Raw genomic sequence first — 17876 nt, forward strand, 5'->3', positions numbered from 1 at the left:
CGCCCGGTTACATTCCGAACCCGGAAGCTAAGCCTTACAGCGCCGATGGTACTGCAGGGGGGACCCTGTGGGAGAGTAGGACGCCGCCGAACAATCTTTGGAAGGACCCCTGGTCACCAGCGTTCAGCTGGGACCAGGGGTCCTTTCGTTTTTGCACTGCGCGCTGGGCACCCGGCTGCGCGAGAATGACTTGCGGTACCGAAGACAGGAGTCACCATGTCCACCAACTCTCCCGACGACCGACCGGAGCGCGACCAGCGGCGACGGGAGGGGGACCGGAGCGACCGCGGCGGACAGCGCGGGGACCGTGGCGACCGTGGTGGCTTCCGCCGCGACGGCGACCGTGGTGGCTACGGGCGTCGCGAAGGCGACAGGGGGGACCGAGGCGACCGTGGCGACCGCGGTGGCTTCCGGCGTGACGACAACCGTGGTGGCGGGTACGGCCGGCGCGACGACCGTGACCGCGGGCCGCGCCGAGACGACCGCGACCGGGGCGGATTCCGCCGCGACGACCGCGGTGACCGCCCCGCCTTCCGGCGCGACGATCGTGGCGAGCGCCGGGATGACCGCCGTGACGATCGCCGTGACGACCGTGGCGGCTTCCGTCGCGACGACAACCGCCGCGACGACAACCGCGGCGGTGGCTACGGCCGGCGCGACGACCGCCGTAGCGATGTCCGCCGGGGAGACGACCGTGGGCCGCGCGGTGGCTTCCGACGGGACGACCGTCGGGATGACAGGCGCGATGACCGTCGTGACGACAGGCGGGATGACCGTCGTGACGACAGGCGCGAGGGCGACCGCGGCGGATTCCCCCGCCGCGACGACCGTGGCGAGCGCCGCGACAACCGTGACCGTGGCTTCCGTAGCGACGAGCGCGGGGATCGTGGCGGATTCCGGCGTGATGACCGGCGTGATGACCGGCGGGACGACCGTCGTGACGATCGCGGCGGTTTCCGTGGGCGTGACGAGCGCCGTGGCGACGACCGCGGGGACCGTGGCGGCTTCCGGCGTGACGACAGCGGTCGGGGCGGGCGTACCGGCTTCCGCCGGGATGACGGACCTCGCACCGATCGCGGTGAGTTCCGGCGCGACGACAACCGTGGTGACCGTCGTGACGATCGCGGCGGCTTCCGTGGCCGGGACGACCGTGGCGGGCGCGGGCCCCGGCGCGACGACCGCGGTGGGCGGCCCGGGGGCTTCCGAGGCCGTGACGACAGGCGCGATGACAGGCGGGACGACAGGCGGGGCGGCGGCCGGTTCCGTGAGGAGCGCGAGCGGGACAGGGAGCCGATCAAGCGGCTGCCGATCCCCGAGGACGTCACGGGCGACGAGATCGACAAGGACGTGCGGCAGGAGCTGCAGAGCCTGCCCAAGACGCTCGCGGACGACGTCGCCAGGAACCTGGTGATGGTCGCGCGACTCCTCGACGAGGACCCCGAGGGCGCCTACGCCTACTCCAGGATCGCGCTGCGGCTGGCGTCGCGGGTCGCCGCCGTGCGCGAGGCCGCCGGGTTCGCCGCGTACGCCAACCAGAAGTACGGCGAGGCGCTGGCCGAGTTCCGGGCCGCCAAGCGGATGACCGGGAACATCGACCTGTGGCCCGTCATGGCCGACTGCGAGCGTGGGCTCGGGCGGCCGGAGAAGGCGCTGGACATGGCCGGTGCGCCCGAGGTGCACAAGCTCGACAAGGCCGGGCAGGTCGAGATGCGGCTCGTCGCGGCCGGTGCGCGGCGGGACATGGGGCAGCTGGACGCGGCCATCGTGACGCTGCAGAGCCCGGAGCTGGCCTCCAACTCCGTGCAGCCCTGGACCGCGCGGCTGCGGTACGCGTACGCCGACGCGCTGCTGGCCGCCGGGCGGGAGGGCGAGGCGCGGGAGTGGTTCGCGAAGGCCGTCGAGGCCGACCGGGACGGCAGCACGGACGCCTCGGACCGGCTCGCCGAGCTGGACGGGGTGGAGTTCGTGGACGCCCTGGCCGAGGACGAGGACGAGACTGAGGGCGAGGACGCCTCCTCGGAGGAGAAGGACTGACGTCAGGTGACATAGAGGGGGCGGATCCCGACCGGGATCCGCCCCCTCACGCGTGTCAGAGGTCCAGTGCGCGCAGGACCAGGCCCGACGCCGGCTTCGGGCCGAACGACGTGGACTTGCGGGGCATCGTCACGCCCTGCCGGGCCAGGTCGCGGACGACCTCCTCGCGGACCGGGTGCATCAGCACCGCCGTACCGCCGTCGCGTTCCGCCTTCGCGACCGTGGCGGCCGTGTCGTGGATGTAGGCGATGCGGTCGGGGGAGTCCTCGGGGATGTGCCAGACGTGGTCGAGGAGCGTGGCGTGCAGGACTGTCGCGTCGAGGGTGCGCCACGCGGTGGGGCGGTCGGCGGGGACCGTGCGGGCCAGGAGGTCCGGGTCCGGCCGGTCGACGAGGTGGAAGGAACCGTCGCCGGCCAGCAGGAACGCGTTGCCCGCGCAGGCAGCGTCCGCCAGCGCCGCCAGGGCCTCGGGCAGCGGGACGTCGAGGCGGCGGACGCGGAAACGGCCGTCCAGGGCGGCCACGGCGGCGTCGACCGGCAGGTCGTGCAGGAGGCGGTGGATGGCGCGGACCCGGAGGGGGTAGCGGGCCGTGTCGACCAGGAGGACCAGGCCGTGGTCCCAGGGGCTGGGGGAGGGGTGTTCCGCCCGGAGGCGGCGGTAGGTCGCCCAGCGGTGGTGGCCGTCGGCGATGAGCGCCTGGTGGCGGGCCAGGTCCGTCTGGATCGTGGCCACGTCGGCGGGGGCGGTGAGCGACCACAGGCGGTGGCTGAAGCCGTCCTCCGTGGTGGTGGCGAGGAGCGGAGGCCGGTCGGCGGTGCGCTCGATCAGGTCCGCGGTGGCGGTCGCCGAGTCGTCGCCTCGGTAGGTCAGCAGCAGCGGTTCGAGGTTCGCGGAGGTGGCCCGCATGAGGGCCGCGCGGTCGGCGACGACGTGCGGCATGACGTCCTCGTGCGGCAGGACCACCTGCTCGACGGGGTCCGACACGCGCAGCGCGCCGATGATGCCGCGCTGCAGCATGCCGTCGCCGTCGCGCTGCTCGTAGACGTACAGGCCGGGCTCGGGGTCGGTGGTCAGGACGCCCTCGGACAGCCAGCGGCGCAGGGTGACGGCGGCCTGTTCGTTGCGGGCGCTGGGGGTGGCGGCCTGGGGGAGGATCAGGCGGACGATGTTGTGCGGGTCGGAGGACTCGAGGTGGTGCAGGCCGTCGGGGCGGACCACGACGTCGTACGGCGGAGATGTGACGGCGGCAAGGCTGCCGACCCGGTCGGGGTCGTAACGAAGGCCTCGGAACGGGGTGAGTTCCAGGCCTCGGTGCGCCGTTGCCGCCGAGTGACCTGCTGTGTTCATCCCGGCATCGTACGGGTGTCAGTGGCATGGGGGATGATCGGGGGAAAGCCGTCGAACGAGGAGCGATGCGGGATGAGCCGGAGCGTCAGGACGAGGCCCGAGGGCAGTGGGCAGGCCCTGAGCGAGGCGTACGACACGGCGCTGCTCGATCTGGACGGCGTGGTCTACGCGGGCGGGAGCGCGATCGCGCACGCGGTCGAGTCGCTGGCGGCGGCCCGGGCGGGCGGGATGCGGCTGGCGTACGTCACCAACAACGCGCTGCGCACTCCCGGCACGGTGGCCGAGCATCTGACCGAGTTGGGGATACCCACGGGCGCTGACGACGTCATCACCTCGGCGCAGGCGGTCGCGCGGCTGATCAGCGAGCAAGTGCCGCAGGGCGCCCGGGTGCTGGTGGTCGGCGGGGAGGGGCTGCGGGTGGCCCTGCGCGAGCGTGGGCTGGTGCCCGTCGAGTCGGCGGACGACGATCCGGCGGCGGTGGTGCAGGGATACGGCGGGCCCGAGCTGCCCTGGGGACGGTTCGCCGAGGCCTGTTATGCCGTCGCGCGGGGCGTGCCCTGGTTCGCGTCCAACACCGACCTGACGATTCCGAGCGGACGCGGCATCGCCCCGGGCAACGGCGCGGCGGTGGAGGTCGTCCGGATCGCCACGGGCGCCGAGCCGCAGGTCGCGGGCAAGCCGCTGCCGCCGATGCACCGGGAGACGATCCTGCGGACGGGGGCGGAGCGGCCGCTGGTCGTCGGGGACCGGCTGGACACGGACATCGAGGGCGCGTTCAACGGAGAGGTCGACTCGCTGCTCGTCCTGACCGGCGTGACCGACGGGGCGCAGCTGCTGGCCGCGCCGCCGCAGCACCGGCCGACCTACGTGGACGCGGATCTGCGCGGGATGCTCAGCGGCCAGCCGGACGTCGTCGCCGTGGGCGACGGCGGGTTCCGGTGCGGCGGCTGGACGGCGACGGCCGGCGCGGACCGCCTGGAGCTCGACGGGGACGGCGAAGCCCTGGACGGCCTGCGCGCCTTGTGCGCGGTGGCCTGGACGGCCGCCGGCGACGGCGGGTGCGAGCTGGACGGGGCCAAGGCCCTCGTGCGGCTGGGGTTCTGACGGACGGTTGGATGTGATGGTTCGCGGGCACGCTGGAGCGAGGCGTCCGCGCGGCGGCCAGGATCCGAAATCGTGATCGAATGCGAGGGTAGGCTAACCTAACTGCGTGTTGGTCGAGAGTCCCCCTGAACAGCGCGCGGAGACCGCCCCCGCGCCCCCGACCCGACGGGCGGTACGAGCCTTCGGGCTGCTCCTGTCCGTCGCGATCCTGGTGCTCGTCGCGCTGGCGAGCATCGCGATCGGAGCGAAAGAGCTGTCCCTCGGGCAGGTCTGGCACGGCTTGTTCGAGGATGCGGGGACGTACGGCGATGTCGTCGTCGCGGAGCGGCTGTCGCGGACCGTGCTCGGGCTGCTCGCCGGTGCCGCGCTCGGCCTGGCCGGGGCGGTCCTGCAGGCCCTCACCCGCAACCCGCTGGCCGACCCCGGACTGCTCGGCATCAACGCGGGCGCCTCCGCCGCGGTCGTCACGGCCATCACCTACCTCGGGATCACCTCGCTCAGCGGCTACGTCTGGTTCGCCTTCTTCGGCGCGGCCGCGGTCGGGGCGCTGGTTTGGTTCCTCGGCGGCAGCCGGGGCGCGACACCGGTACGGCTCGCCCTGGCCGGCACGGCGATCAGCGCCGCGCTCTACGGCTACCTCCAGGCCGTGATGATCATGGACGACGCGGCGCTCGGCAAGATGCGCTTCTGGACGATCGGTTCGCTGTCCGCGGCGAACGACTCGACCATCACGCAGGTCCTGCCGTTCCTGCTGGCCGGCATGGTCCTCGCGCTGGCCCTCGCCCGGCCGCTCAACGCCATGGCCATGGGCGACGACACCGCCAAGGCGCTCGGCGCCGACCTCAATCGGACGCGGGCGCTGTCCATGCTGGCCGCGACCGTGCTGTGCGGGGCCGCGACCGCCGCCTGCGGGCCGATCGTGTTCGTCGGGCTGATGGTGCCGCACGTCGTGCGCTCCTTCACCGGGCCCGACCTGCGCTGGATCCTGCCGTACGCGGCGATCCTGTCGCCCGTGCTGCTGCTCGGCGCCGATGTCATCGGCCGGATCGTGGCCCGGCCCTCGGAACTCCAGGTGGGCATCGTCACCGCGATCCTCGGCGGACCGGTGTTCATCTACCTCGTACGACGGCGGAGGACGGCGCAGCTGTGAAGACCACCAACCGTGCTCTGCGAACCCCCGGCGGGCTCTCCGTACGCCTGGACGTACGGGCCTTCACCGTCGTGCTCCTGCTGCTGGTCGCGGCGCTCGTGGCCAGTGTCGTGCTCATCGGCACCGGCGACTTCCCGATCCCGGCCGCCGACGTGCTCAGGACGCTCGTGGGCGACGGCAACGCGGGCCAGGAGTTCATCGTCAACGAACTGCGGCTGCCGCGGGTCCTGGTCGGGCTGCTGGTCGGCGCCTCGCTCGGACTCGGCGGTGCGCTGTTCCAGTCCATCTCCCGCAATCCGCTGGGCAGTCCGGACGTGCTCGGCCTCGGCCAGGGCGCGGCGGCCGGCGCGCTCACGGTGATCGTGCTGTTCTCCGGCAGCGCGAACGAGGTGGCTGTCGGCGCGCTCGTGGGCGGCCTGGCGACCGGGCTCGCCATCTACGTCCTCGCCTGGAAGCGGGGCGTGCACGGCTACCGGCTGGTGCTGGTCGGCATCGGCGTCTCCGCGATCGTCACCGCGGTCAACGGCTATCTGCTCACCAAGTCCGACCTGGTGGACGCGGCCCGCGCCGTCGTGTGGATGACCGGGTCCCTCGACGGCCGTGACTGGGCCCAGGTCTGGCCGCTGCTCGCGCTGTGCGCCGTGCTCGTGCCGCTCGTGCTCGTCAACGCGCGCGGGCTGCGGCTGATGGAGATGGGCGACGACGTGTCGTACGCCCTCGGCGTGCGGGTGGAGCGCGTCCGGCTGCTGCTGATGGTGGCGGCCGTGCTGCTCACCGCGTCCGCGACCGCCGCGGCCGGGCCCGTCAGCTTCGTGGCGCTCACCGCGCCGCAGCTGGCCCGGCGCCTGACCCGTTCGCCCGGCCCGAACCTGCTGCCGTCGCTGTGCATGGGCGCCGCCCTGCTGGTCACCGCCGACTGGGCCTCGCAGCGGGCGTTCGGCGCCGAGCAACTGCCCGTGGGCGTGGTCACCGGCGTGCTCGGCGGTGTCTACCTGCTGTGGCTGCTGGTCACCGAACGCAAGGCGGGGCGGATATGAGCACCGGCACCGGCGTGGGCACGAACGCCGAGCGCAGCATCAGCAGCGGGCTGAACAACCGAAGGAGCACCGTGAACCGTCTGTCCGCCGAGAACGTCACCCTCGCCTACGACCAGCGGGTCATCGCCGAGCAGTTGTCGGTGGAGATACCCGACAACTCCTTCACCGTGATCGTCGGCCCCAACGCGTGCGGCAAGTCGACGCTGCTGCGGGCGCTGTCGCGGATGCTCAAGCCCAGCGCGGGCCGGGTGCTGCTCGACGGGCAGGTCATCCAGTCGATGCCCGCGAAGAAGGTCGCGCGCACCCTCGGCCTGCTGCCCCAGTCGTCCATCGCGCCCGACGGCATCACCGTCGCCGATCTCGTCGGCCGGGGGCGCTACCCGCACCAGGGCATCCTGCGCCAGTGGTCCACCGAGGACGAGCGGGTCGTCCAGGAGTCCATGCGGCAGACCGGCGTCGCCGAGCTCGCCGACCGCTACGTCGACGAGCTGTCCGGCGGCCAGCGCCAGCGGGTGTGGATCGCCATGGCGCTCGCCCAGCAGACCCCGCTGCTGCTGCTCGACGAGCCGACGACGTACCTCGACATCCAGCACCAGATCGACGTGCTGGACCTGTGCGCGGAGCTGCACGAGGAGCAGGGGCGCACGCTCGTCGCCGTACTGCACGACCTGAACCACGCCGCCCGCTACGCCACCCACCTCATCGCCCTGCGCGAGGGCAGGGTCATCGCGCAGGGCGCGCCGAACGACATCGTCACGGCCGAGCTGGTCGAGGAGGTCTTCGGACTGCGCTGCCAGGTCATCGACGACCCGGAGACGGGCACACCGCTGATCGTGCCGGCGGCGCGGAAGGCCCGGATCAGGGACGCGGCAGGGACGGAGTCCGAGGCCGGCGTGGAGAAGGTGACCGCCGCGGAAGCCTCCTGAGGCCGGGCGCTACAGGAGCTTCCTGAGGCGGAGCAGGTCCCGTAGCCCCGCGTGGAGTCTCACCCGGCCCGAGCCCCAGGCGGTGGCGAAGTTCAGCTCGCCGTCGACCAGGGCCACCAGGTCGTCGCCGGTCATGGCCAGTCTGATCTCGGCCTTGCCGGGCGGCGGCCCCGGCACCGTGTCGTGCACCTCGATCCGCCCGCCCCGCATCCGGCCGGCGAAGGTGACGTCCAGGTCCGTGATGTGGCAGCTCACCGAGCGGTCCAGGGCCGCGGCCTCGCGGGCGTCCCCCTCGGCGCGCTGCATGTTGTCCGAGAGCTTGTCGAGTGCGCTGCGGCACTCCTCGATCGTGGCCATCGCGCTCGACGGTACCGCAGCCGTTCGCGGTAGCGTCGGGGCATGGACGACGCAGTTCCCGAGACCCCGGCGGTGGCGGAGGAAGAAGCCACGCACGAGGCGTACGACCCCGCCGCCCCCGCTCCCCTGAACGTGCCCCGCACCCCCACCGGCGACGCCGACGTGGACGCGGCCCTGGACCGGCTCGGTGACGCGGACCACCTCGCCACGGACGGGCACCTCGAGGTGTACGAGGATGTACACCGGGGGCTGCGCGACGCGCTGACCGCGCTCGACGTACGCCCGGGACCTCCGGCGCCCCCCTCGCCGCCTGGACCGAGGAGCTGAACCGAACGTGGCAGGAGTCGCACGCCGCCGTCTGGACGCGGAGCTGGTTCGCCGGAAGCTCGCGCGCTCGCGTGAGCATGCCGGCCAGCTGATCGCCGCCGGGCGCGTCTCCGTCGGCAAGACCGTCGCGACCAAGCCCGCCACGCAGGTGGAGACGGCTGCGGCGATCGTCGTCGCGGCCGACGAGAACGACCCCGACTACGTCTCGCGCGGCGGCCACAAGCTCGCCGGTGCGCTGGAGGCGTTCGTGCCGCAGGGGCTGACCGTCGAGGGGCGCAGGGCGCTCGACGCCGGCGCGTCCACCGGCGGTTTCACCGACGTCCTGCTGCGCGCGGGTGCCGCCCACGTCGTCGCCGTCGACGTCGGATACGGACAACTCGCCTGGTCCCTGCAGAACGATGAACGCGTCACCGTCAAGGATCGTACGAACGTACGCGAGTTGACGCTTGAAGCGATCGATGGGGAGCCTGTGGATCTTGTCGTGGGGGATTTGTCCTTCATCCCGCTCGGGCTGGTCCTGCCCGCCCTGGTGCGGTGCGTGAAGCCGGACGCCGACCTGGTGATGATGGTCAAGCCGCAGTTCGAGGTGGGGAAGGAGCGGCTGGGCAGCGGGGGAGTCGTACGCAGCCCCCAGCTGCGGGCCGAAGCGGTCCGGGGGGTGGCCGAGAAGGCCTGGGGGCTGGGGCTCGGCGCGAAGGGCGTGACGGCCAGTCCGCTGCCCGGGCCGTCGGGGAATGTCGAATACTTCTTGTGGCTGCGGGCCGGGGCACCGGAACTGGACCCGGCCGACGTTGACCGTGCTGTGGCGGAGGGGCCGCGTTGACCGAGAACCGAGCTCGTACTGTTTTCCTGCTCGCCCACACGGGGCGGCCCGCCGCCGTGCGCAGTGCCGAGCTCGTCGTGAAGGGGCTGCTGCGCTCCGGCCTCGGCGTCCGCGTCCTGGAGGCCGAGGCACGCGACCTGCCGCTGCCGGACGAGGTGGAGCTGGTCAAGGAGGCGACCCCGCAGTGCCTCGACGGATGCGAGCTGCTCATCGTGCTCGGCGGCGACGGCACGCTGCTGCGCGGCGCGGAGTTCGCGCGGGCGTCGGGCGTGCCGATGCTCGGCGTCAACCTGGGGCGGGTCGGGTTCCTCGCGGAGGCCGAGCGGGACGACCTCGACAAGGTCGTCGACCGGGTGGTGACCAAGGCGTACGAGGTCGAGGAGCGGATGACCGTCGACGTCGTGGTGCACCGCAACGGCGACATCGTGCACACGGACTGGGCGCTGAACGAGGCGGCCGTGCAGAAGGTGTCCGCCGAGCGGATGCTGGAGGTCGTCCTGGAGATCGACGGGCGGCCGGTGACCGGGTTCGGCTGTGACGGGATCGTGCTGTCGACTCCGACCGGGTCGACGGCGTACGCGTTCTCCGCGGGCGGGCCGGTGGTGTGGCCGGAGGTCGAGGCGCTGCTGATGGTGCCGATCTCCGCGCACGCGCTGTTCGCGAAGCCGTTGGTGACATCGCCGGATTCTGTGTTGGCTGTGGAGGTTCTGCCCCACATTCCGCCGGGTGTGCTGTGGTGTGACGGGCGGCGGACGGTGGAGCTGCCGCCGGGCGCCAGGGTCGAGGTGCGGCGGGGGGCCGTGCCCGTGCGGTTGGCCCGGCTGCACCATGCCTCGTTCACGGACCGGCTGGTGGCCAAGTTCGCGCTGCCTGTTTCCGGGTGGCGGGGCGCCCCTCATTAGCGTGGTTGCTCGTCGGCGGCGGGTGCGGGTCGTTTGTGGTTGTTCGCGCCCACGCGGCGGAGCCGCATATTGATACAGCCCCGCGCCCCTTGAGGGCGATCCACTCGCGTGGGTGACAAGGGCAGGCCAGTCGCAATCCTCGGCCCGGACCTCGTAAGGTCGTGTCCGTGTTGGAGGAGATGCGGATACGGTCGCTCGGTGTGATCGACGACGCCGTCGTCGAGCTGTCGCCGGGGTTCACCGCGGTCACCGGTGAGACGGGTGCGGGCAAGACCATGGTGGTCACCAGCCTGGGATTGCTGCTGGGCGGGCGGGCGGACCCGGCGCTCGTACGGATCGGGGCCGGGAAGGCCGTCGTGGAGGGGCGGATCACCGTCTCCCCGGACGACACGGCCGCCCTGCGCGCCGAGGAGGCCGGGGCCGAGCTCGACGACGGGGCCCTGCTGATCAGCCGTACCGTTTCGGCCGAGGGGCGCTCCCGGGCGCACCTGGGCGGACGCAGCGTGCCCGTGGGCGTGCTGGCCGAGCTCGCCGACGAGCTGGTGGCCGTGCACGGGCAGACCGACCAGCAGGGGCTGCTCAAGCTGTCCCGGCAGCGCCAGGCGCTCGACCGGTACGCCGGCGACGCGGTCGCCGTGCCGCTGGCCAAGTACGGCGAGGCGTACAAGCGGCTGCGGGCCGTCTCCGCCGAGCTCGACGAGATCACCACGCGCGCGCGGGAACGGGCCCAGGAGGCCGACATGCTGCGCTACGGCCTCGACGAGATCGCCGCCGTCGAGCCCCGGGCCGGTGAGGACGTGGAGCTGGCCGAGGAGGCCGAGCGGCTCGGGCACGCCGAGGCCCTGGCGTCCGCCGCCGCGGCCGCTCACGCCGCCCTGGCGGGCAATCCCGAGGACCCCGAGGGCGTCGACGCCGGGACGCTCGTCGCGGGCGCCCAGCGGGCCCTGGACGCCGTACGGTCGCACGACCCGGCGCTGGCCGCGCTCGCCGACCGCATCGGCGAGATCGGGATCCTGCTGCGCGACGCGGCGGGGGACCTGGCCGGGTACGCCGACGACCTGGACGCCGATCCGCTGCGGCTGGCGGCCGTCGAGGAGCGGCGGGCCGCGCTCACCGGGCTGACCAGGAAGTACGGCGAGGACATCGCCGCCGTGCTGGCCTGGGCGGAGAACGGCGCGGCCCGGCTGACCGAACTCGACGGCGACGACGAGCGGATCGGGGAGCTGACCGCCGAGCGGGACGCGCTGCGCGCCGAACTGGGCGGGCTCGCCCAGGCGTTGACGGACGCGCGGACGGAGGCCGCCGAGCGGTTCGCCGCCGCCGTGACCGCCGAACTGGCCTCGCTGGCGATGCCGCACGCGCGCGTGTCCTTCGACATCCGGCAGACCGAGGACCCCGACGGCGTCGAGGTCGGCGGGCGGCCCGTCGCCTACGGGCCCGCCGGTGTGGACGAGGTGGAGCTGCTGCTGGCCCCGCACCCGGGCGCGCCGCCCCGGCCGATCGCCAAGGGCGCCTCCGGCGGTGAGCTGTCCCGTGTGATGCTGGCCGTGGAGGTCGTGTTCGCGGGGACGGATCCCGTGCCGACGTACCTCTTCGACGAGGTCGACGCCGGGGTCGGCGGCAAGGCGGCCGTCGAGATCGGCCGGCGGCTCGCGCGCCTGGCGAAGAGCGCGCAGGTCGTGGTCGTGACGCATCTGCCGCAGGTGGCCGCCTTCGCCGACCGGCAGTTGCTGGTCGAGAAGACGAACGACGGGTCCGTGACCCGCTCCGGCGTCAAGGTCCTGGAAGGGGAGGACCGGGTGCGGGAACTGTCCCGGATGCTCGCCGGCCAGGAGGACTCGGAGACGGCCCGGGCGCACGCGGAGGAGTTGCTGGCGACGGCCCGGGCGGACCTGTAGCCGGCGGGCGGACCAGACCGGGCGGGTCGCCCAACTTCACTCGTGTGGGTGACCCGGCCCGGCGCATTCCCCCGCTGCCGCGCCCCACGGTCGCGCCGCCGGGGTTCCGGCGTTCCCGGAACCCCCGTATGTCCTGGCATCCTTGGCGGAGTACGCGTGGGAAACCGCGTCGTGACCGCCCGACCCGAACCAGGAGCCCGGCCACGTGACCCCCGTGAGCAGCCACTCACCGCCTGGCCAGTCCCCGCTGCGCACCGTGCAGGTGCTGGGCGGAGGCAACGCCGCCAGCAGTGCGCATGTCCGCTCGCTGGCCGCGGGGCTCGTCGCGAGGGGCGTGAAAGTCACGGTGTGCGCCCCTTTCGAGGCGGATCGCGCCTATGACTTCAGCGGGGTCGGCGCCGACCATGTGCACGTGCCGCGCAGCAGCGACCCGGTGTCGGTGGCGGCGCTGCGGGCGGCCTGCGCGAACGCCGATCTGGTGCACGCGCACGGGCTGCACGCCTCCTTCCGTACCGTCCTCGCGCTCAGCGGGCGGCGCGTGCGGACCCCGCTGGTGGTGACGTGGCACGACCGGGCGCACGTCGACGGTGCGCGTGCCCAACTGCTGAAGGTGCTGGAGCGGCGGGTCGCGAAGGCGGCCACCGTCGTGCTGGGGACGACATCGGCGCTCGTGGACCGGGCCCGGCGGACGGGCGCGCGGGACGCGCGGCTCGCGGCCGTCGCGCTGCCCGGCTCCCGCCGGCCCGTGGAGCCCGACGACCCCGACCGGCTGCGGCCCAAGGTCCGCGCCGAACTCGGCGCCATCGGACGGCCGTTGCTCATGGCCGTCGGCTCCCTGGAACGCCACCGCGGGTACGACGTACTGCTGGACGCGGCGCGCGTGTGGCGCCGCCTCGACCCGGTTCCCCTCGTCGTGATCGCCGGGGAGGGGCCGCTGCACGGCGAACTCCAGGGGCGGATCGAGGAGGAGGGGCTGCCGGTCCGGCTCATCGGGCGGCGCGACGACATCAGCGACCTGCTCGCCGCCGCCGACCTCGCCCTGCTGCCGAGCCGCTGGGAGGCCCGCTCCGTCCTCGCCCAGGAGGCGCTCCACGCGCGCGTGCCGCTCGTCGCGACCGACGTCGGCGGCATCCCCGAACTCGTCGGCGACGCGGCCGAACTCGTGCCGTACGGCGACGCGAAGGCCCTCGCCGACTCCGTCGTACGCCTGCTCGGCGACCCCGCCCGCCGGGAGCTGCTGAAGGACAAGGGCGCCCGGCAGGCGGCGAGCTGGCCGACCGAGGACGAGACGGTCGCCCAGGTCCTCAGCGTCTACGACGAGTTGACCCAGCCCCGGCCCCTGACGTGAAAGCAATAGTTGACCCGGTCCCGGTCCCTCACGGAAAGCTCTAAGGGACGTGTCTGCGGGCCCGTAGCGCCAGGCTCAGGGCCAGTACCGTCTGCGGGTCGTCCAGGTCCGTGCCCAGCAGCTCACCGATGCGCGCCAGCCGGTTGTACAGGGTCTGCCGGTTGAGGTGCAGCTCCCGGGCCGTCTCCGCCTTGCGTCCCGCGTGGGCGAGGTAGGTCGTCAGGGTGGGCAGCAGCGGCGGGCGGGAGCGGCGGTCGTGGTCCAGCAGCGGGCCGAGCGCCCGGTCGACGAAGGCGGCCAGGTCCGGGTGGTCGCGCAGCCGCCACAGCAGCAGGTCGATGTCCAGGCGGCGGGCGTCGAACCAGGGCCGGTCCGGCAGGCCCTGGGCCGCCGCGGCCGTCTCGGCGGCGTGCCGCAGCCCCGAGGCCGCCGCCGTCCAGCCGCCCGCCACCCCCACGACCACCACGGGCGGCGGCACGCCCGGCCGCAGCATCCCGGCCCGCTCCACACCGGCCCGCAGCGCCGCCGCGACCCGGTCCGCGACCGTCGCCCGCTCCGACTCCGCGCGCAGCCCCAGCAGCACCGGCACCCGGCCCTCCACCGGCCGCACCCCGAGCAGCACCGGCACGCCCACCGCCGCCAGCTCCTCGGAGACCGCCCGGGCCAGCACGGCCCAGCCTCCCCCCGGCTGCAGCGCGTCCCCCAGCCGCATGACGACCGGCAGCAGCGGTCCCTCACCCGGCCGGAAGCCCAGCACGCGTGCCTGCGCCGGGGCGTCCTCCGCCGTGACCCGGCCCTCGGCGAGGTCCGTGAGGAAGTCGCCGCGGCCGCGCGCCGCCAGTTCCTCCTCCTGCCGCGCCTGCATCAGCACCACGGCCAGGATGCCCGCCGCCCGCTCGGCCGCCATGCGGTGCACGGGCGCCAGGGGAGTCCGCACGGGCAGCAGGACGAGACGCGCGCGGACGCCCCCGCTGCCGGGTCCGCCGCCCGGCACGTCCACGAGGAGCGAGCCCGCGAGCGGCGGCTCGTCCCTGTGCTGCCCGCGCAGCCCCTCCCACACCTGGAGCGGGTCCGCGCCCTCGGGACCGGCCCCTGCGGCGTACAGCAACTGCCCGTCGGCCGTCTCCAGGAAGACCGGGTTGCCGCCGAAGTCGGCCAGGATGCCGAGTACCTGGGGCACTCCGCCGCCGCCCAGCAGGGCCTCCGTGCAGCGGCGGTGCACCTCCTCGGCCCGCTGGAGCAGCGCGTAGTGGCCGTTGACGATCTCGGTGTGGATCTCCTCCGTGACGGTGACGAACGGCACCTCGCGGTGCAGTTGGACGAGCGGCAGTCCGGCCGAGCGGGCCGTGTCGACCAGCGCCGCGGGGAGCCGGGTGAAGCGCGGGCCGAGTTCCACGACCAGGGCGGCGATGCCGCGCTCGGCCAGCGTGCGCACGAACGCCCGCTGCTCGGCCGGGCGGGCGCCGAGGCCGTAGCCCGTGGTCAGCAGCAGCTCCCCGCCCTTGAGCAGCGAGGCGATGTGCGGCACCTCGCCCGCGTGCACCCAGCGCACGGTGCGCCCGAGCCGGTCGGCGCCCGCCAGCACCTCGGGCAGCCCGCTGCGCAGCCCTGGCAGCTCCAGCGCCCGCTGCACGGTGATCCCGGCGCCCTGGGTGTCGTACGCGCTGCCCGTCCCGCTGTCCATGGGCCGGACGCTACCCGCGCGGGTGCCTCCCGGACATCTCCGCGGCCGCCCGGGGGCGATCACGTACGGGATTACCGTGTGATCGTCCGGGTACGGGCGCCGTCATGGACATCAGCGTGGTCGCCGTGGGGCGGGAAGACGACAGTCCGGTCGAGGAGCCGTTGCGGGTCGCCGTGCTCGCGGACCGGCTCGGTTACCGGGAGGTGTGGGCGGGCGAGGGGCCGACGTGGGACTCGTTCGTCCTGGCGACGGCGATCGGCGCGGCCACACGACAGGCCACGCTGACGGCCGGGCCGGTGCCGGTGAACGTGCGCGACCCGCTCACCGTCGTCCGGGGCGCCGCGTCCACCGCGGCCGTCACCGGCCGGCCCGTCGGGGTCGCCCTGGGCACGTCCAGCAAGCGGGTCGTCGAGGGCGTGCACGGCCGGCCGCGCACCCGGCCCGCCGCCACCCTGGAGGAGTCGGCCGCGGCGGTGCGCGCGCTGATGGACAGCGTGCCGGGCGAGCCGGTCGTGCCCGGCAGCGGCTTCCCGCGCCGGCTGCCGCCGCCCGGGGGGATGCTCACCGTGGCGGCCTTCGGTGAGCGCGCCGTCGCCACGGCCGTCGCCCACGCCGACCGGATGCTGCTCGACCTCGTCTCCCCGGAGCAGGTCCGCATGCTGCGGGCGCGGATGCTCGCGGCCGCCGAGCGGGCGGGCCGTACGCCCCCGCGGCTGGCCGCCTGGCTGCCCGCCGCCGTCGACCCGGAGCCCGAGTCGCTCCGGCAGATCCTGCGCAGCGTCGTCGGCTACCTCGCCGTGCCGGGCTACAGCGACATGTTCGTCGACGCCGGGTTCGCCGAGGTCGTCGAGCTGGCCGCCAAGGGCGCCGACCGGGACACCCTGCTGCGGGCCCTGCCGCCCGAGGCCGCGGGCACGGTCGGCCTCGTCGGCGACGCCGGCACCGTCCGCGCCCGCGTCGACGCCTACGCGGAGGCCGGTCTCGACGAGATAGCCCTGGTCCCGGCCACGGCGGGCGACCCGGCGGGGGAGCGCACGCTCACGGCCCTCAAGCCGGAGTGACGCTCCCAGCGCTCCCGCTCAGCCGCCGTACGCGCCCGAGGCCGTCAGCCGCAGCGCCGTGTCGATGAGCGGCACGTGGCTGAAGGCCTGCGGGAAGTTGCCCACCTGGCGCTGCAGGCGCGGGTCCCACTCCTCGGCCAGCAGACCGAGGTCGTTGCGCAGGGACAGCAGCTTCTCGAAGAGCTTGCGGGCCTCGTCCACGCGGCCGATCATCGCCAGGTCGTCGGCCATCCAGAACGAGCAGGCGAGGAACGCGCCCTCGTCACCGGGCAGGCCGTCGACGCCCTCGTCGCCGCCCGAGGTGGGGTAGCGCAGGATGAAGCCGTCCGGCGTGGACAGCTCCCGCTGGATCGCCTCGATCGTGCCGATGACCCGCTTGTCGTCCGGCGGCAGGAAGCCCATCTGCGGGATCAGCAGCAGGGAGGCGTCCAGCTCCTTCGAGCCGTAAGACTGCGTGAACGTGTTGCGCTCCTTGTCGTAGCCCTTCTCGCACACGTCCCGGTGGATGTCGTCGCGCAGTTCCTTCCAGCGCTCCAGCGGGCCGTCGGCGTCGCCGGACTCGATCAGCTTGATCGTGCGGTCGACGGCGACCCAGGCCATGACCTTGGAGTGCACGAAGTGGCGGCGCGGGCCGCGCACCTCCCAGATGCCCTCGTCCGGGTCCTGCCAGTGGTCCTCCAGGTAGCGGATCAGCTTCAGCTGGAGCAGCGAGGCGTAGTCGTTGCGCGCGAGGCCCGTCATGTGGGCCAGGTGCAGGGCCTCGGTGACCTCGCCGTAGACGTCCAGCTGGAGCTGGTGCGCGGCGCCGTTGCCGACGCGGACCGGGGTGGAGCCCTCGTAGCCCGGCAGCCAGTCCAGCTCCGCCTCGCCCAGCTCGCGCTCGCCGGCGATGCCGTACATGATCTGCAGGTTCTCCGGGTCGCCGGCGACCGCCCGCAGCAGCCACTCGCGCCAGGCGCGGGCCTCCTCGCGGTAGCCGGTGCGCAGCAGCGAGGACAGGGTGATCGCCGCGTCGCGCAGCCACGTGTAACGGTAGTCCCAGTTGCGGACGCCGCCGATGTCCTCCGGCAGGGAGGTGGTCGGCGCGGCGACGATGCCGCCGGTCGGGGCGTACGTCAGGGCCTTCAGCGTGATCAGCGAGCGGACCACGGCCTCGCGGTAGGGGCCGTGGTACGTGCAGTGGTCGACCCACTCGCGCCAGAAGTCCTCCGTCGCCTCCAGCGACTGCTCCGGCTCGGGCAGCGGCGGCGGCTCCTTGTGCGAGGGCTGCCAGGAGATCGTGAACGCGATCCGGTCACCGGGAGCGACCGTGAAGTCCGCGTAGGTGGTGAGCGACTTGCCGTACGTCTCGGCGGATGTGTCGAACCACACGGAGTCCGGGCCCGCCACCGCCACCGTGCGCCCGTCGTGCTTGTGCACCCACGGCACCACCCGCCCGTAGGAGAACCGCATCCGCAGCGCCGAGCGCATCGGCACGCGGCCCGAGACGCCCTCCACGATCCGGATCAGCTGCGGGGCGCCGTCACGCGGCGGCATGAAATCGGTCACCCGGACCGTGCCCCGCTGGGTGTCCCACTCGGACTCCAGGATCAGCGAGTCGCCGCGGTAGCTGCGCCGGGCGGCGGTGGGGGGCTCCTGGTCGGAGGCGTAGGCGGGGCCGAGCCGCCAGAAGCCGTGCTCCTCGTTGCCCAGCAGGCCGGCGAAGATGGCGTGCGAGTCGAAGCGGGGCAGGCACAGCCAGTCGACTGTCCCGTCCCGGCAGACCAGGGCAGCGGTCTGCATGTCTCCGATGAGTGCGTAGTCTTCGATGCGCCCGGCCACGTGCAACTCCAGTCGAACGGCCACGTCACCCCACGAGGGGGCTGTCGCTAGTGCGG

Annotated in this window: 16 protein-coding genes and 1 rRNA gene; 13 read left to right on the forward strand and 4 right to left on the reverse strand. The window is 73.8% G+C overall.

The annotated features are described in order from the left end of the window. The 3 genes from rrf to ABZ386_RS21105 all read left to right on the forward strand — a co-directional run. Positions 1-92, forward strand: a 5S ribosomal RNA gene (gene rrf, locus ABZ386_RS21095); the annotation flags it as partial. 224 nt (positions 93-316) lie between these two features. Then, positions 317-1411 (forward strand): hypothetical protein, encoded by a 1095-nt coding sequence (locus tag ABZ386_RS21100; RefSeq protein ID WP_358965528.1) that lies wholly within the window; start codon positions 317-319, stop codon positions 1409-1411. Further along, positions 1348-2034 carry a hypothetical protein gene (locus tag ABZ386_RS21105; RefSeq protein WP_356670903.1) on the forward strand — a complete coding sequence of 229 codons (687 nt, stop codon included), beginning with the start codon at positions 1348-1350 and terminating at the stop codon, positions 2032-2034. The genes ABZ386_RS21100 and ABZ386_RS21105 overlap by 64 nt, the downstream gene beginning before the upstream one ends. A 55-nt stretch (positions 2035-2089) precedes the next feature. Here ABZ386_RS21105 and ABZ386_RS21110 read toward each other — a convergent pair whose 3' ends face one another. Next, entirely contained in the window at positions 2090-3382 is a 1293-nt protein-coding gene (locus tag ABZ386_RS21110; RefSeq protein WP_358965530.1) for a DUF1015 domain-containing protein, read from the reverse strand. Between the two features lie 72 nt (positions 3383-3454). Here ABZ386_RS21110 and ABZ386_RS21115 point away from each other — a divergent pair, with 72 nt between their 5' ends. The 4 genes from ABZ386_RS21115 (at position 3455) to ABZ386_RS21130 (ending at position 7599) form a co-directional block, all read left to right on the forward strand. Next, positions 3455-4486 carry an HAD hydrolase-like protein gene (locus ABZ386_RS21115; RefSeq protein WP_355726949.1) on the forward strand — a complete coding sequence of 344 codons (1032 nt, stop codon included), beginning with the start codon at positions 3455-3457 and terminating at the stop codon, positions 4484-4486. A gap of 106 nt (positions 4487-4592) precedes the next feature. Next, positions 4593-5636 (forward strand): iron chelate uptake ABC transporter family permease subunit, encoded by a 1044-nt coding sequence (locus tag ABZ386_RS21120; RefSeq protein WP_114251203.1) that lies wholly within the window; start codon positions 4593-4595, stop codon positions 5634-5636. Beyond that, on the forward strand, positions 5633-6673 hold the full coding sequence (locus ABZ386_RS21125) for an iron chelate uptake ABC transporter family permease subunit (RefSeq protein ID WP_351342991.1): 1041 nt from the start codon (positions 5633-5635) through the stop codon (positions 6671-6673). The genes ABZ386_RS21120 and ABZ386_RS21125 overlap by 4 nt, the downstream gene beginning before the upstream one ends. Continuing rightward, positions 6670-7599 carry an ABC transporter ATP-binding protein gene (locus ABZ386_RS21130; RefSeq protein ID WP_351342989.1) on the forward strand — a complete coding sequence of 310 codons (930 nt, stop codon included), beginning with the start codon at positions 6670-6672 and terminating at the stop codon, positions 7597-7599. The genes ABZ386_RS21125 and ABZ386_RS21130 overlap by 4 nt, the downstream gene beginning before the upstream one ends. Before the next feature lie 9 nt (positions 7600-7608). Here the strand turns inward: ABZ386_RS21130 and ABZ386_RS21135 are convergent, their stop codons facing one another. Then, positions 7609-7956, reverse strand: coding sequence for an SCP2 sterol-binding domain-containing protein (locus tag ABZ386_RS21135; RefSeq protein ID WP_356506144.1), 348 nt, complete (start codon positions 7954-7956; stop codon positions 7609-7611). 42 nt (positions 7957-7998) lie between these two features. On the opposite strand from ABZ386_RS21135, the gene ABZ386_RS21140 reads away from it, so the two are divergent. From ABZ386_RS21140 to ABZ386_RS21160, 5 genes are all read left to right on the forward strand, one after another. Beyond that, positions 7999-8283: a hypothetical protein gene (locus ABZ386_RS21140; protein ID WP_114251199.1), complete on the forward strand. Its 285-nt coding sequence runs from the start codon at positions 7999-8001 to the stop codon at positions 8281-8283. A gap of 7 nt (positions 8284-8290) precedes the next feature. Further along, positions 8291-9106, forward strand: a complete 816-nt coding sequence (locus ABZ386_RS21145; RefSeq protein WP_114251198.1) for a TlyA family RNA methyltransferase — start codon at positions 8291-8293, stop codon at positions 9104-9106. Beyond that, complete coding sequence (locus ABZ386_RS21150) at positions 9103-10008, forward strand: NAD kinase (protein ID WP_114251197.1); 906 nt, start codon at positions 9103-9105, stop codon at positions 10006-10008. The genes ABZ386_RS21145 and ABZ386_RS21150 overlap by 4 nt, the downstream gene beginning before the upstream one ends. Positions 10009-10187: 179 nt before the next feature. Continuing rightward, positions 10188-11906 (forward strand): DNA repair protein RecN, encoded by a 1719-nt coding sequence (gene recN, locus ABZ386_RS21155; RefSeq protein WP_351343017.1) that lies wholly within the window; start codon positions 10188-10190, stop codon positions 11904-11906. A 205-nt stretch (positions 11907-12111) separates the two neighbouring features. Continuing rightward, positions 12112-13254, forward strand: coding sequence for a glycosyltransferase family 4 protein (locus tag ABZ386_RS21160; RefSeq protein WP_358965532.1), 1143 nt, complete (start codon positions 12112-12114; stop codon positions 13252-13254). A 40-nt stretch (positions 13255-13294) separates the two neighbouring features. Here the strand turns inward: ABZ386_RS21160 and ABZ386_RS21165 are convergent, their stop codons facing one another. Further along, positions 13295-14938: a PucR family transcriptional regulator gene (locus ABZ386_RS21165; protein ID WP_356506146.1), complete on the reverse strand. Its 1644-nt coding sequence runs from the start codon at positions 14936-14938 to the stop codon at positions 13295-13297. 104 nt (positions 14939-15042) lie between these two features. Between ABZ386_RS21165 and ABZ386_RS21170 the strand changes: the two genes are divergently transcribed. Then, positions 15043-15999, forward strand: a complete 957-nt coding sequence (locus ABZ386_RS21170) for an LLM class F420-dependent oxidoreductase (protein ID WP_351342978.1) — start codon at positions 15043-15045, stop codon at positions 15997-15999. A gap of 18 nt (positions 16000-16017) precedes the next feature. Here ABZ386_RS21170 and ABZ386_RS21175 read toward each other — a convergent pair whose 3' ends face one another. Further along, on the reverse strand, positions 16018-17820 hold the full coding sequence (locus tag ABZ386_RS21175; RefSeq protein ID WP_351343015.1) for a glycoside hydrolase family 15 protein: 1803 nt from the start codon (positions 17818-17820) through the stop codon (positions 16018-16020). Between the last annotated feature and the right edge of the window lie 56 nt (positions 17821-17876).

Origin of the sequence: Streptomyces sp. NPDC006140 (assembly GCF_040628815.1) — a bacterium.
GTDB lineage: Bacteria > Actinomycetota > Actinomycetes > Streptomycetales > Streptomycetaceae > Streptomyces.